13 protein-coding genes are annotated in these 13,401 nt (G+C 35.9%); 11 read left to right on the top strand and 2 right to left on the bottom strand.

What is annotated here, in order from left to right; translation table 11 throughout:
- Positions 1–134: 134 nt before the first annotated feature.
- Both nagZ and MHI40_RS17705 read left to right on the top strand, forming a co-directional pair.
- On the top strand, positions 135–1,778 hold the full coding sequence (nagZ, locus tag MHI40_RS17710) for a beta-N-acetylhexosaminidase (RefSeq protein ID WP_340763825.1): 1,644 nt from the start codon (positions 135–137) through the stop codon (positions 1,776–1,778).
- Positions 1,779–1,782: 4 nt separating this feature from the next.
- Entirely contained in the window at positions 1,783–2,559 is a 777-nt protein-coding gene (locus MHI40_RS17705) for an alpha/beta fold hydrolase (RefSeq protein ID WP_340763824.1), read from the top strand.
- Between the two features lie 81 nt (positions 2,560–2,640).
- On the opposite strand, the gene MHI40_RS17700 is transcribed toward MHI40_RS17705, so the two are convergent.
- Positions 2,641–3,348: a DUF421 domain-containing protein gene (locus MHI40_RS17700; RefSeq protein WP_340763822.1), complete on the bottom strand. Its 708-nt coding sequence runs from the start codon at positions 3,346–3,348 to the stop codon at positions 2,641–2,643.
- 144 nt (positions 3,349–3,492) lie between these two features.
- Here MHI40_RS17700 and MHI40_RS17695 point away from each other — a divergent pair, with 144 nt between their 5' ends.
- On the top strand, positions 3,493–4,701 hold the full coding sequence (locus MHI40_RS17695; protein ID WP_340763820.1) for an MFS transporter: 1,209 nt from the start codon (positions 3,493–3,495) through the stop codon (positions 4,699–4,701).
- A gap of 46 nt (positions 4,702–4,747) precedes the next feature.
- Here the strand turns inward: MHI40_RS17695 and MHI40_RS17690 are convergent, their stop codons facing one another.
- On the bottom strand, positions 4,748–5,431 hold the full coding sequence (locus MHI40_RS17690; RefSeq protein WP_093537463.1) for a histidine kinase: 684 nt from the start codon (positions 5,429–5,431) through the stop codon (positions 4,748–4,750).
- A 340-nt stretch (positions 5,432–5,771) separates the two neighbouring features.
- Between MHI40_RS17690 and MHI40_RS17685 the strand changes: the two genes are divergently transcribed.
- The 8 genes from MHI40_RS17685 (at position 5,772) to brnQ (ending at position 13,311) form a co-directional block, all read left to right on the top strand.
- The gene (locus tag MHI40_RS17685; RefSeq protein WP_340763817.1) at positions 5,772–8,183 is read left to right on the top strand and encodes a Na+/H+ antiporter subunit A; all 2,412 of its coding nucleotides are present in this window, start codon (positions 5,772–5,774) and stop codon (positions 8,181–8,183) included.
- Positions 8,170–8,595 carry a Na(+)/H(+) antiporter subunit B gene (locus tag MHI40_RS17680; protein WP_093537465.1) on the top strand — a complete coding sequence of 142 codons (426 nt, stop codon included), beginning with the start codon at positions 8,170–8,172 and terminating at the stop codon, positions 8,593–8,595. The genes MHI40_RS17685 and MHI40_RS17680 overlap by 14 nt, the downstream gene beginning before the upstream one ends.
- A 3-nt stretch (positions 8,596–8,598) precedes the next feature.
- Positions 8,599–8,937 carry a Na(+)/H(+) antiporter subunit C gene (locus MHI40_RS17675; protein WP_093537466.1) on the top strand — a complete coding sequence of 113 codons (339 nt, stop codon included), beginning with the start codon at positions 8,599–8,601 and terminating at the stop codon, positions 8,935–8,937.
- Positions 8,930–10,414 (top strand): Na+/H+ antiporter subunit D, encoded by a 1,485-nt coding sequence (locus MHI40_RS17670; RefSeq protein ID WP_340763813.1) that lies wholly within the window; start codon positions 8,930–8,932, stop codon positions 10,412–10,414. Before MHI40_RS17675 ends, MHI40_RS17670 begins: the two co-directional genes overlap by 8 nt.
- 17 nt (positions 10,415–10,431) lie before the next feature.
- The gene (locus MHI40_RS17665; protein ID WP_093537595.1) at positions 10,432–10,914 is read left to right on the top strand and encodes a Na+/H+ antiporter subunit E; all 483 of its coding nucleotides are present in this window, start codon (positions 10,432–10,434) and stop codon (positions 10,912–10,914) included.
- Complete coding sequence (locus MHI40_RS17660) at positions 10,914–11,198, top strand: Na(+)/H(+) antiporter subunit F1 (RefSeq protein ID WP_093537468.1); 285 nt, start codon at positions 10,914–10,916, stop codon at positions 11,196–11,198. The genes MHI40_RS17665 and MHI40_RS17660 overlap by 1 nt, the downstream gene beginning before the upstream one ends.
- Entirely contained in the window at positions 11,176–11,535 is a 360-nt protein-coding gene (locus MHI40_RS17655; RefSeq protein WP_093537469.1) for a Na+/H+ antiporter subunit G, read from the top strand. The genes MHI40_RS17660 and MHI40_RS17655 overlap by 23 nt, the downstream gene beginning before the upstream one ends.
- A 420-nt stretch (positions 11,536–11,955) precedes the next feature.
- Positions 11,956–13,311 carry a branched-chain amino acid transport system II carrier protein gene (gene brnQ / locus MHI40_RS17650; protein WP_340763809.1) on the top strand — a complete coding sequence of 452 codons (1,356 nt, stop codon included), beginning with the start codon at positions 11,956–11,958 and terminating at the stop codon, positions 13,309–13,311.
- Positions 13,312–13,401 lie beyond the last annotated feature (90 nt).

Below are 13,401 nucleotides of genomic sequence, written 5' to 3'. Positions count from 1 at the left end.
TTTCTAGTTTTAGTATTTATCTAGTACTATATTGGAGAAATACAAATATATCAAACATAATGCAGTTAAATTAACGATATATTGGTTAGGCTTATGGAAGTAGAGATTACATCATCATTTGTTTGGAGGTTTTTATGATGACGAAGAAAGTGTTAATACTTCTTCTGTTCTTTTTGGTAATTGCCGTATTTGTAATGCTTAAAGAATCTAAGGAGGAGAACAAAATTCAAGAGGACGTGTCATTGGAGGTGTCTTCGGATACGGTGTCCATTGTATCCCTATTGTTCGAACTAGCGGAGAAGGGGCAAACGATTAATACGCCTTTTATCATAGGAGAAACCAACATTCAAAAAGTGCGTGAACTCTGGGGAGCCCCAGAGCGGAAAAGTGAGAATGGTAGTGCTATTTATGAAGAATTTTTGTTAAACAATGTAACGGTTGGTCATCAATCCGAGATTGTGTTTGATATACGCTCTAGTTCCACCGAGATACAACAAATACATCTGGAAGATATTATAGCTATTAAAGGTGAGCCTGACGATATTAGAAGCTATAAAGACGATCAAGTAGATCAAACGATACTTATATATAACGTCACTGAAGACTTTCAAATGAAATGGATATTGCCGAAGCCATCGAAAGAAAATCCTAATCCAACTGTTCATCACATTTCCGTATTCACGGAAGTGAAAGAAGATAAAGAAGTCTCTTTATCCGATTTAAGTCTAGAAGAAAAAGTGGGTCAAATGATATTTGCAGGTATAAAAGGGAAAGTCATGACCAATGAAACAGAGAAAATTATATCTACACATCAAGTCGGCGGTATTATTTTGTTCAAGGACAATTTAAAGAAAGCCAATCAATCAGTTACTTTACTAAACGCCATCAAACAAGAAAACTCTAATAATAAAGTGCCATTATTTTTAGGGATTGATGAAGAAGGTGGGAGAATATCGAGGCTGCCAGAGTTAACTAAACTACCAACAAACGAAGAAATTGGATTTCGAAATGACGCATCATTTTCTTATGGCATCGGAAAGCTTTTAGGGAAACAATTAAGTGCATTTGGCTTTAACTTAGATTTTGCACCTGTTCTTGATATAAATAGCAATCCAGAAAATCCTATAATTGGAGACCGTTCCTTTGGCAAAGATGCTCAGAAGGTAAGTGAACTAGGTATACAAACGATGGAAGGTATTCAGAGTGAGCAAGTTATTCCTGTTATAAAGCATTTCCCAGGACATGGGGATACTGCAGTAGATTCTCACAAAGAGCTTCCAATCGTTCAAAAGAGTTTAAAGGATTTACAGGGCTTAGAGTTAATACCTTTTAAAAAAGCTATAAATCAAGGGACAGAAGTTGTAATGACAGGTCATATTTTGCTACCTAAAATTGACCCTACATATCCGGCATCTTTATCTGAGAAGATTATTAAGGGTATTTTGAGGAAACAATTAGGTTACGAGGGGATTATTATCACAGATGATATGACGATGAAAGCAATCGTAAATACATTTGAGATAGGAGAAGCAGCAGTATCCGCAGTTAAAGCTGGAAATGACATTGTGTTAGTAGCCCATGACTATGCAAATGTTATTAAAGCGAAAGATGCAATTCTCCAAGCGGTAAAAACAGGAGAAATTTCCGAACAAAGAATTGATGAAAGTGTGAACAGAATTCTTTCTATAAAAAAGAAATATAATTTGAGTAATACACAACTAGATGGGGTAAACATTCAAGAGTTGAACCAATCGATTAATGAGATACTAGGGAGATGACTTTATGAAGACTACTAATTCAAACATTGCTTATATAGAAGAAGGTCAAGGAGAAGTATTACTATTTATCCATGGGTTTTGTGGAAGCGCTGAATATTGGAATGAAGTAATCCACGAACTTTCTGCTGATTATAGAGTAATTGCTATTGACCTTCCTGGTCATGGAGAATCGAAGAATCATGATGGTGTGCTAGATATTGACCAATATGCATCCGTTATAAAGCGTTTCTTAGAAGAACTGAAAATAGAGAAGGTGACGATGCTTGGCCATTCACTCGGAGGTTATATTACACTGGCATTCGCAGAAAGCTATAGTCAATATTTAAACGGCTTTTCATTGATTCATTCCACAGGTTTTCCGGATTCGGAAGAAGCGAAGAAAGGGAGAACTGCTTCAGCAGGTAAAATAGACAAAGATGGTATCGATCCTTTCATAGATGGTCTGGTTCCGAAGCTGTTTGCCCCAGAAAATGTAGAAACTCATAGACAGTCTCTTACAAAGGTGAAGAAGATTGGCTACGAAACTAGTCCAGAAGGGGCAAAAGACGCACTTAACGCGATGAAAGTAAGGAAGGATCGTACTGAAGTTTTGGCGAATACTAAGTTACCCGTACTATTAATAGCTGGTGAAAGTGATCAACTTATTCCTGCAGACAAGACATTTACAGCAAGTGGCGAAAACTTCAAACATGTAGTTATAAAGGGTGCAGGTCATATGAGTATGTATGAGGCACCAGAAAAGTTGAGTAGTGCCATTCTAAGTTATTTAAATCAAGCGTAATAAAGAGAAACGACAACAAGTGATTATGTCACTTGTTGTCGTTTCTTTTAAAACATTTACTAATGACGTATGAAGATTATTTTATATGCCATTATCTTTTAAGCTAATATACAACGAGCCATTTGTTTGTATCTGTGCATAAAACACGTCACTTACCGAGTCAACCCCATGCTTTTTCAGTTTCTTCATAACCCACTCTTCGGTTAAATCTAATTCTTGTAGATTCTTTTGTACAATTTTGCCGTCCGCTATAATTTCAGAGGGTATGAATAAAGGAAGAGTAAGAGGTACTTTTACATCCTGCTTGGTTGCTCCCTGCTGACCAACCTTTTTCATGACGCTAAGTTGACCGTTTGTTTCGAGGACAGCATAATGTACATCTTGGATAGAAAAAATAGATTGCTCTCTTAGCAGCATTAGTAAATCGTCCGTATGTAAACGTGCTGAGTTTAAAGATTTCACACTAATTTCACCATCTTTTATGATAATGGTAGGTTCATCATCAATCATTGTTCGAATTTTAGGGATTTTCAATGATACATAACTCATTAACCAAGTAAGTAATGTCCACCAAATAAGTGAAATCAACCCATCAAGAAAAGGTGTTTCATGTTGAGAGGCAATCTCTGCGGCAATAGAACCAACTGTTATACCGGTGATATAGTGGAAAAATGTGAGTTGACTCAGTTGTTTCTTTCCTAATATTCTTGCTAATATCAGCAAAGCAATAAAGGAAAGAGTGGATCTCAAAATCATTTCCCAAAAGTTCATCTCGAAAAAGGTATCCATATTTTCTCTTTAACCTCATTTCATGTTCAACTTAGAACTTAGTGTTTCCATGAATTAAGTCGTTATTCCACTCATTATTAATTAATTTGTCAAATTTACGCTATAATAACTTTATTCGTTAATATGAAGAAAGAATGTGAGTGTATGTCTAAAGAGAAACATAAAATGGGCAATCCAGTTTATCCTATAATGTTCGCAATAGGTGTGTGTCATCTATTTAATGATACGTTGCAGGCAGTAATTCCTGCGATGTTTCCTGTATTGGAATTAGAATTAGGGCTTACATTTACCCAATTAGGGCTCATTTCATTCGCATTAAATATTGTTGCCTCACTCCTCCAACCGGTTGTAGGGTACATAAGTGATAAAAAACCGATGCCTTATGCATTGCCACTTGGAATGATGAGCTCCTTTGTTGGAATGGCAGGATTAGCACTAGCGCCACAATATTGGATGATTCTCGTATCGGTCATATTTTTGGGGTTGGGTTCAGCAGTATTTCACCCAGAAGGTTCGCGGGTGTCCTTTATGGCAGCGGGTTCAAAGCGAGGTCTCTCACAATCAATTTATCAAGTGGGGGGGAATTCTGGACAAGCTCTTGCGCCACTTATTAGCGCTTTTATATTAGTACCTTTAGGTCAAAAAGGAGCAGCACTTTTTTTGGTAGTTGCGGCAGTCGGGATATTTCTTTTGGCTAAGATTTCTGCTTGGTATAAAAAACAGTTGGAGGAAGAGAAACTTTCCAACCGAAAGAGAACGCTTCTTTCTTCACTCCCTGCACTAACTAAAAAACAAATTGGTGTGGCTTTGGCGCTTCTTATGGTAATAATTTTTGCGCGATCTTTTTATGTGACCAATATGACCAACTTTTATATTTTCCATTTGATGAAGAACTATGGCATGACCATTAAAGAAGGGCAGTTAATTATCTTTGTTTTCCTTGCATTAGGAGCTGTTGGGACATTATTTGGTGGACCAATGGCAGATCGGATGGGTAGACGCAATGTCATTATATTGTCGATGGCCGTCCCTATTCCATTATGTCTACTACTGCCTTATGTACCTGTTTGGGCAATTATATTATTACTTATTGCGATTGGATTTTTCATCATGCTAAGCTTCTCTGTTACTGTAGTCTACGCACAGGAGCTAGTGCCGAGTAAAATAGGTACGATGGCTGGTTTAACTGTAGGCCTGGCATTTGGTATGGGGGCAATAGGAGCAGTAGTAATTGGTATATTGATGGATTATATAGGCGTTTATACGACGATGATTGTCGTATCTACATTGCCCATAATAGGATTAGTGGCTTTGGCGTTACCGAAGGACCGAAAAATAACGATGTCCAGTTAAAGTGCTTTCTAACAACAATAAAAAGGAAACTCTAAGAGTTTCCTTTTTATCTTGCTTTTAAGCTGCAACTGTCTGGAACTTGAGTTGGGTCAGTAACAAGATTTTCTTGTATATGAACTTGATGCATTTTGTTATTATGCATAAATTTGAAAATGCCATTATCAAAATCAGTTCCAATTTCTTTGAAGAAAATTCCTTCTTGGCACATATTCTTCGCACAAGTGAAAGAAACTTTGTAAGACTCTCCGTCTGTAACCAAATAAGCACGGACTCCTTTTTCGAAGATGCCATCTTCTTCATCTTTAATGTAGCGAGCCACTGAAACCACATGGAAATCAACAAAAGGAATTTCTTTTAATAAGACATTCATGAATGATCCCTTTGTTATTTCTTCCCATCTACTTTGTGCAGTTTGTCCTATTATAATTTGAGTTATATTTAATCCATGAGCAACTTCTTGAATAACTTTTGGTGAAGGACGTTTCTCGTTGTCACGAATGATAAATTCTTCCACTTCTAACTCTTCAGCTAAAGCTTTCCAATGTTCAATATACCCAGATTTCTCAGCATTGAATGCATCATATGGAAGGGGATCAACTGTTAGAATATAGAGTGGACAATCTAACATACTTGCCATCTTATGTCCTCTTCTAATTAGTCGTTCTCCATTTGGTCCGTAGTATACGCAGACAAGTATACTCTCATCCATTCGACCTTTTACGCGTTTCACGGTTGTACACACCTCTTTTTTGTATTCCTATATATATTTTTCGAGTAATTTTATCGGGTTAGATTATATGCTTCAAAACACTAAAAGTGCGTTGTACGTTACATTCATGTATAATTATTAAGTGCATGTATAGTAACATAACTACTTCAATTCTATACATAATATGCTTCAAGTATTTTTACAAGCAAGTTAAATATCCTAAATACTAATGTATTTTGAAGGGTCTCATATGGAATCCTATTATGCTACTAGTTGTTAGGATAGTCAAGCTTATAGTTAGAAAAAGTATTTCCCCCCACACTCAATCCTAATTCTTGCTTAACCAATAGGAGGTTAAAATTTGTTTTCTATAAATTTAGTAATATTAATCCCATTTATCGTGGCCGCACTTCTGCCTTTTACATACAGGCGATTTAAAAAGGCTCACCTTGGATGGTTTGTGTTAATTGTACCTTTTGTTTTATTCGTCATACTTGCTAGGCTAATTCCCTCGGTAGCAAGTGGTAAAACTTATGTCCATACATATGAATGGATTCCCACATTAGATTTCAACTTCACGACGTATTTAGATGGATTAAGTATGATTTTCGCTCTCTTAATTACGGGTGTTGGAAGTTTAGTTATTTTATATTCCATTTTTTATCTTTCATCTAAAGAATCCTTACAACACTTTTATTGTTATTTATTATTATTTATGGGAGCCATGCTTGGAGTTGTCTTTTCTGATAACTTAATGGTGTTATATGTTTTTTGGGAATTAACAAGTGTTTCCTCATTCCTGTTAATCGCTTTTTGGAATCATCGACAAGCATCGAGATACGGTGCACAAAAAGCAATGTTAATCACAGTAAGCGGTGGAATTGCTATGTTAGTTGGATTTATCATGCTACATACAATGACTGGTTCTTTCAGTATTCGAGAAATAATTTCAAGTATAAGTGAGTTTAGTGACCACTCTTTGTTCATACCTGCGATGATTTTAATATTGCTAGGAGCTTTTACGAAATCAGCACAATTTCCTTTCCATATTTGGTTGCCAGATGCCATGGAGGCGCCAACACCCGTTAGTGCTTACTTACACTCGGCTACGATGGTTAAGGCAGGTATATATTTGGTGGCTCGTTTCACACCAGTTTTTGGAGCTGATGAGGTTTGGTTTTGGGTAGTGAGTATAGTCGGGATGATTACTCTATTTTGGGGTTCTTTTAATGCAGTGAAACAAACTGATCTGAAAGCATTACTAGCTTTTTCTACTATTAGTCAGCTAGGACTCATCATGAGTTTGCTTGGTTTAGGTTCAATAGCATTGCAGTTTGGCTATTCGGCGGATTCAGTACTGTACACGCAAGCAACATTTGCTGCTTTATTTCACTTGATAAATCACTCAACCTTTAAGGGTGCATTGTTCATGGTAGTAGGAATTCTCGATCACGAGTTAGGAACAAGGGATGTTCGAAGACTTGGTGGATTAATGACATTAATGCCTTTTACATTTACGGTAGCATTAATAGGAAGTTTGTCGATGGCTGGTTTACCGCCATTTAATGGATTCCTAAGTAAGGAAATGTTCTTTGCGGCAACTGTTCATATTATGAATGTGGATATCTTTGATCTGTCATCTTTTGGAATTATATTCCCAGTTGTAGCTTGGATTGCTAGTGTGTTTACATTTGTATATTGTATGATAATTATTTTTAAAGCATTTCTTGGGAAACCTCAGCCAGAGAAACTGGACAAACCTATTCACGAAGCTCCAATTGGAATGTTAATATCTCCAATGATTCTTGCCGCTTTAGTTATTGGTATATTCCTTTTTCCAAATCTATTAGGTCAATATATATTGCAACCTGCGATGAGTAGTATTTATCCTACTTTTGGAGATTCAGCAGATTTAACTCCAAAAATATCGGCTTGGCATGGAGTAAATCCTGAATTACTCATGACTATTGGAGTTATTATAGTAGGTGCAATTCTCTTTAAATTTCTTAAATTGTGGAAACCAATCTATGGATTGTTTTCTTCGCGATTTACATTTAATGCACTTTATAGTAACTTTTTGGCTTCTGCAGTGAGCAAATCTAATCTCATTACTAATCGATATATGAACGGATTATTACGACATTATTTACTATATATATTCGTATTCTTTATAGTGACCGTAGGTGGTTACTTGTTTTATTCAAGAGCGTTTGCATTCGATATTTCAACAAATGCAGGATTTAGAGTGTATGAAGTATGCTTAGTGGCTATTATGGCGGTTGCTGCAGTATCAATGCTATTTGCAAAATCACGTATGACAGCGACCTTATTGAATGGAGTATTAGGATACTCTATCGCTATCTTTTTTGTTATTTTCCGAGCACCAGATTTAGCTTTAACTCAGTTAGTCGTAGAATCTGTAACTACTGCCTTATTCCTATTAGCTTTTTCTCACTTGCCAGATTGGAAGAAGGAAAAGCTTTCCAAACGTACAAAAGGGATCAATGGAATAATATCTGTGGCAGTGGGCTTAGTAGTTGTTTTAGTAGGATTGTCAGTTGTAGATTTCAATCAATTCGATCCAATTTCAAGTTACTTTGAGAATGCTTATGAACTAGCTGGAGGAGCCAATATTGTAAATGCTATATTGGGAGATTTCCGTGGCTTTGATACAATGCTTGAGGTGGTAGTCCTATTTATAGCAGGTTTAGGTGTGTACTCCATGATAAAGCTTAGAGCAAAAAAGGAGGATGAAAACATTGAAGATCAATGATGTCATACTCCGGACAATTAGTAGGATTGTTGTATTTATCATTTTGACATTTGGTGTGTATTTATTTCTTTCAGGTCATAATACACCCGGTGGCGGATTTATAGGTGGACTAGTGTTAGCAAGTGCCATTGTACTCCTATACTTGTCTACAGATATTGAAACAGTACAGAAGAGTCTTCCGTTAGATTTTAAATATGTTGCAGCAGTTGGTGTATTACTCGCAACAGCCACAGGCTTTGGGTCTATATTATTTGGAGTTCCATTTATGTCCCAAACCTTTGCCTATTTTGATTTACCGATTTTCGGTGTAACAGAACTGACAACGGTGACCATATTTGAAGCAGGTGTAGCTTTAACAGTTGTCGGTGTATTAGTAACGATTATTTTAAGCATAAGTGAGGATGGTGGATAACGAATGGAAACATTAATAATTATGTTAATAGGGATTCTAGTTGCGGTTGCCACATATCTAATCCTCTCCAGAAATATAATTCGGATAATTTTAGGGACAGCTGTGTTTTCACATGCCGTCCATTTGCTCATATTAACAATGGGAGGGTTAAAGCAAGGTAACGTTCCCTTACTGAAGGAAGCAGATGCACCATATGCAGATGCTTTACCACAAGCATTAATATTAACTGCTATCGTGATTAGCTTTGCAGTAACAGCTTTCATACTTGTACTAGCCTACCGTACCTATCAGGATGTGGGTACGGAAGATCTCGATGAATTGAGAGGGGCAAAAAATGAATAATTTAATTGTATTACCGTTGATCATTCCAATTATGGTTGGAATTATTTTAGTGTTTTTAAGACCATATGTGAAATTACAACGTGCAATTTGTTTAATAACGATGATTGGTATTGCTGTGGTAAGTATATTTACTTTAAATAGAATTCAGACAGATGGAATTATTCGACTAGATTTTGCAGGATGGCAACCTCCCTTTGGAATACTATTTGTCGCAGATTCCTTTGCGATGTTACTAGTACTGACGGCGAGTATAGTTACAGCAATCTGTCTAATCCACGCATTTTCTTCTATAGGAGAAAGACATGAAAAAATGTACTTCTATCCATTTGTCTTATTTTTAGTTGCAGGAGTTAATGGTTCGTTTTTAACAGGCGATTTGTTTAACTTATTTGTTTGTTTCGAAGTAATGTTATTAGCTTCATATGTATTAATTACTTTAGGTGGGACCAAGCCTCAGCTAAGAGAATCGATTAAGTATGTAGTGATAAATATTCTAGCTTCATGGTTCTTCTTAGTAGCTCTAGCCTATTTGTATGGTACGGTTGGTACTTTAAATATGGCTCATATATCAGAAAGGGTGGCGGAGGCAGGGCAGGGACCTCTACTTACTACCATTAGTATTTTGTTTTTAATTGTCTTTAGTTTAAAAGCGGGATTATTATTATTCTTTTGGCTCCCTGGATCTTATTCTGTGCCACCGACTGCAGTTGCTGCTTTGTTTGGAGCTTTACTGACAAAGGTGGGGATATATGCACTCTTTCGTACATTCACACTCATCTTCTACCATGACCCATTAATATCCCAAACACTGATTGGGATAATGGCAGGAATTACACTAATTGTGGGATGTATCGGAGCCATTGCTTTTAAGGATGTCCGTTTAATCGTTTCTTATAATGTAGTAATTGCTGTTGGGTTTATACTAATTGGCCTGGCGGTTGGAACGGAAACGTCTATTGCAGGGTCTATTTACTATATAATTCATGACATGATTGCAAAAGCAATGTTATTTTTGCTAGCTGGTACAATGATTTATTTGACTGGAAAGTCTAAAATTGATGAAATGAGTGGACTCATACGAAATTATCCTCTATTTGGATGGATGTTCTTCCTTGTCACTTGTTCATTGGCAGGTATTCCACCGTTAAGTGGGTTTGTGGGTAAGATATTAGTTGGACAAGGTGCTATTGAATCAGGATCTTACGTACTTCTAACGCTAGCATTTCTCTCGAGTATTGTTGTGTTATATTCACTTCTTAGAATTTTCTTAAATACAATATTTGGGGAAACTATTATTAGTCTAGAAGATGAAAAACCAATGAAGATGGGAATGATTATCCCAATCGTTTTGTTGGGAATAGCGACGATTTCTTTAGGTTTAGGAGCAGAGTTTCTATCCGGTTATGTAGCTGATGCAGCTCATACTCTATCTAATCCATCTGTATATATTGATGCAGTAATGGGAGGGGATAAGTAATGGGAGAGGTGAGAAATATGCCTGCACAATTTTTACTAAACCTATTCATTGCATTTTTGTGGACAACGTTACAGGACGAAGATGAACTGAGACTAACGACGTTTTTTAGTGGTTTCATCGTAGGTATCTTCATCATCTTCTTAATGCATCGCTTTTTTGGAACCCAGTTTTATTTGAAGAGATTATTCTCGGTTATTAAGTTAGTTTTCATATTTATATCCGAGTTAGCTCAGTCTAGTTTGTTGATAAGTAAGCAAATATTAAATCCTCGCTGGGATTTAAAGCCAGGGATTTTCACTTATAAGACAGAACTTAAAGGGGACTGGGAAATTACCACGTTAGCAATGTTGTTAACCTTAACTCCAGGATCTGTTGTGATGGAAGTTAACCCAGAAGGAAATATGTTTTATATACATGCAATGGATATAGAGCAGTCTAAAGCGGATGTATTGCGATCGATTACTAAATTTGAAAAAGCAATTATGGAGGTGACCCGCTAATGGTAGAAAAAATACTGTTGATCTCATTAACTCTATTTGCAGTTTCTATTGCAATTGCTCTTTTTCGAATCATTAAAGGTCCTTCTATGCCAGATAGAGCAGTAGCATTGGATATGATTGGTGTAAATTTAATATCGATGATCGCTATTATTTCAATTGTCTTGAAGACTAAGGCTTTTTTAGAGGCCATTCTTATACTTGGTATACTTGCTTTCATAAGTACAATTGCCATTTCTAAGTATATTGAAAGGGGCGCTATCATTGAACATAAGTCAGATAATTGAGTACGTTGCGGTAATTATCATTTTTTTGGGAAGTGTCATGAGTGTAATTAGTGCTTTCGGTATTATACGTCTTCCAGATGTCTATACTCGCTCACATGCAGCTACTAAAAGCTCAACTGTAGCAGTATTATTATCTCTAACTGGTGCCTTTATATACTTTTGGGTTAGTGAGAACTTAATAAGCGTTCGTCTAATACTCGGTATATTATTTGTGTTTTTAACTGCTCCTGTATCAGGGCACTTGCTTACCCGGGCAGCGTATCGATCTAAAGTAAAGTTAACGGAAAATTCTTCTGATGATGCTTTAAAAGAGGTATTGTTCCCTGAGGATAAATAGTAAAAGCTATGCAGTGGGAGAGTTCTCCGATTGCATAGCTTTTTTAGTAAGACAATAGATTTGGAGTTTGAATATTGTGTGTATCTGCCTTAAAAAATATGGTAATTATTGTTAATATTTGCGGAAGGAAAGTAATTTCATAATCAAGAGTCAAGTGAGCGATTCGTTGATATACAAGGAATCTATAGTCAAAACTCCTCACTGAAAATATGATTACCAAAATAAATTAATTTGTTTAAATAAAATAAATGTTCAATTAATTTCGAGTAATATATTGCATTCTACCAATTTCCATAGTATTATCAACATTGATATATTGCATACTTACGTGATTAGAACAAATCATTTGTATAGCATTCATAACAAAACATCCAGAAAACAAAAGAAATGATTATTTCTTATCACAGGGGGAACAACAAAATGAAAAACAAATTGTCATTTTCTAATCATTTAGTGATTGGAGTTATGCTGTTTGCATTATTTTTTGGAGCAGGGAATTTAATTTTTCCAGCAAGTTTAGGACAAAATGCCGGGACACAAGTTTGGATAGCAATCACTGGTTTTTTACTAACAGGAATTGGGTTGCCATTTTTAGGAACTTTAGCAATGGGATTTTCGGGAAGTAAAAACTTGCAAGAGCTTTCTAGTAGAGTCCATCCTGTCTTTGCGGTTATCTTCACTTCAATACTTTACTTAACAATAGGACCATTCTTCGCTCTACCACGAACAGGTGCTGTTTCATTTGAAATTGGAATTTTACCATTTATGAGTCAAGATAATGCACAAATTGGTTTATTGATATTTACAATTCTTTTCTTCGGACTTACGTTACTACTGTCATTGAATCCCACTAAAATTGTGGACAATGTTGGGAAATATCTTTCTCCAGGAATAATAATAGGATTGTTCTTCTTATTGATATTTGTAATTATTAAGCCAATGGGTAGCTTCGAAGCGCCACAAGGGAATTACGTATCAAATGCATTTATGACCGGGTTTACGGAAGGTTATAATACGATGGATGCATTAGCCTCGTTGGTATTTGGTATTATCGTTATTCAAGCAATTCGATCTATGGGCGTAACATCAACTAAGGGAATTTTAGTTGCGACTGCCAAATCAGGTGGGATTGCCATTTTGTTTTTAGGTTTAATCTATGCTGGCATCGCCTACTTAGGGGCTACTAGTGTGAACGAATATGGTCTATTTGCTAATGGGGGGCCAGTATTAAGTGCTGCATCAGAGCATTACTTTGGCTCATTTGGTGCTATACTTTTATCCGTAATTATTTTCTTAGCTTGTTTAACTACAAGTATCGGGTTAACTACTGCATGTGGTGAATACTTCCACACATTAATGCCTAAGATTAGTTATAAAGCATTTGTTATTTTCTTTAGTATATTTACATGTATTATTGCAAACTTTGGATTATCTAATATTATTACGTATTCTATTCCTGTATTAATGTTATTGTATCCATTAGCAATAGTGCTTATTTTCTTAACTTTCCTATCGCCACTGTTTAATCATGCGAGAATTGTATATGTTAGTGTAATGTTCGTCACGTTCTTAATAAGTATTGTAGATGGCTTCAAAGCTCTTTGCGGCTCATTAGACATTGAGTATTATGGATGGCTACAACCAATCGTAGATTTTTACGAGGATGTATTACCGTTTTATAGTGTTGGTTTAGGATGGTTAATACCATTTGTAATAGTAACGCTAGTGACAGGTGTCATCGCAAGGTTTGAAAAAAAGGAAGTAAAATCAGTTTAAGTATGATAAAAAGGTGATCAGAAAAGTTGTGAACAACAACTTTTCTGATCACTTTTTCTGTTTCCAACTGAAAAAAAGGGCTGTTGTTAT

The organism is Psychrobacillus sp. FSL H8-0510 (assembly GCF_038008345.1).
Classification (GTDB): Bacteria; Bacillota; Bacilli; order Bacillales_A; family Planococcaceae; genus Psychrobacillus; species Psychrobacillus psychrotolerans.
This window is presented reverse-complemented; position numbering and strand designations above follow the sequence as displayed.

Coding starts and splice junctions, on each gene's coding strand:
- nagZ (WP_340763825.1), top strand. CDS start 135: ATGATGACGAAGAAAGTGTTAATACTTCTTCTGTTCTTTTTGGTAATT.
- MHI40_RS17695 (WP_340763820.1), top strand. CDS start 3,493: ATGTCTAAAGAGAAACATAAAATGGGCAATCCAGTTTATCCTATAATG.
- MHI40_RS17700 (WP_340763822.1), bottom strand. CDS start 3,348: ATGGATACCTTTTTCGAGATGAACTTTTGGGAAATGATTTTGAGATCC.
- MHI40_RS17705 (WP_340763824.1), top strand. CDS start 1,783: ATGAAGACTACTAATTCAAACATTGCTTATATAGAAGAAGGTCAAGGA.
- MHI40_RS17675 (WP_093537466.1), top strand. CDS start 8,599: ATGGAAACATTAATAATTATGTTAATAGGGATTCTAGTTGCGGTTGCC.
- brnQ (WP_340763809.1), top strand. CDS start 11,956: ATGAAAAACAAATTGTCATTTTCTAATCATTTAGTGATTGGAGTTATG.
- MHI40_RS17670 (WP_340763813.1), top strand. CDS start 8,930: ATGAATAATTTAATTGTATTACCGTTGATCATTCCAATTATGGTTGGA.
- MHI40_RS17660 (WP_093537468.1), top strand. CDS start 10,914: ATGGTAGAAAAAATACTGTTGATCTCATTAACTCTATTTGCAGTTTCT.
- MHI40_RS17665 (WP_093537595.1), top strand. CDS start 10,432: ATGCCTGCACAATTTTTACTAAACCTATTCATTGCATTTTTGTGGACA.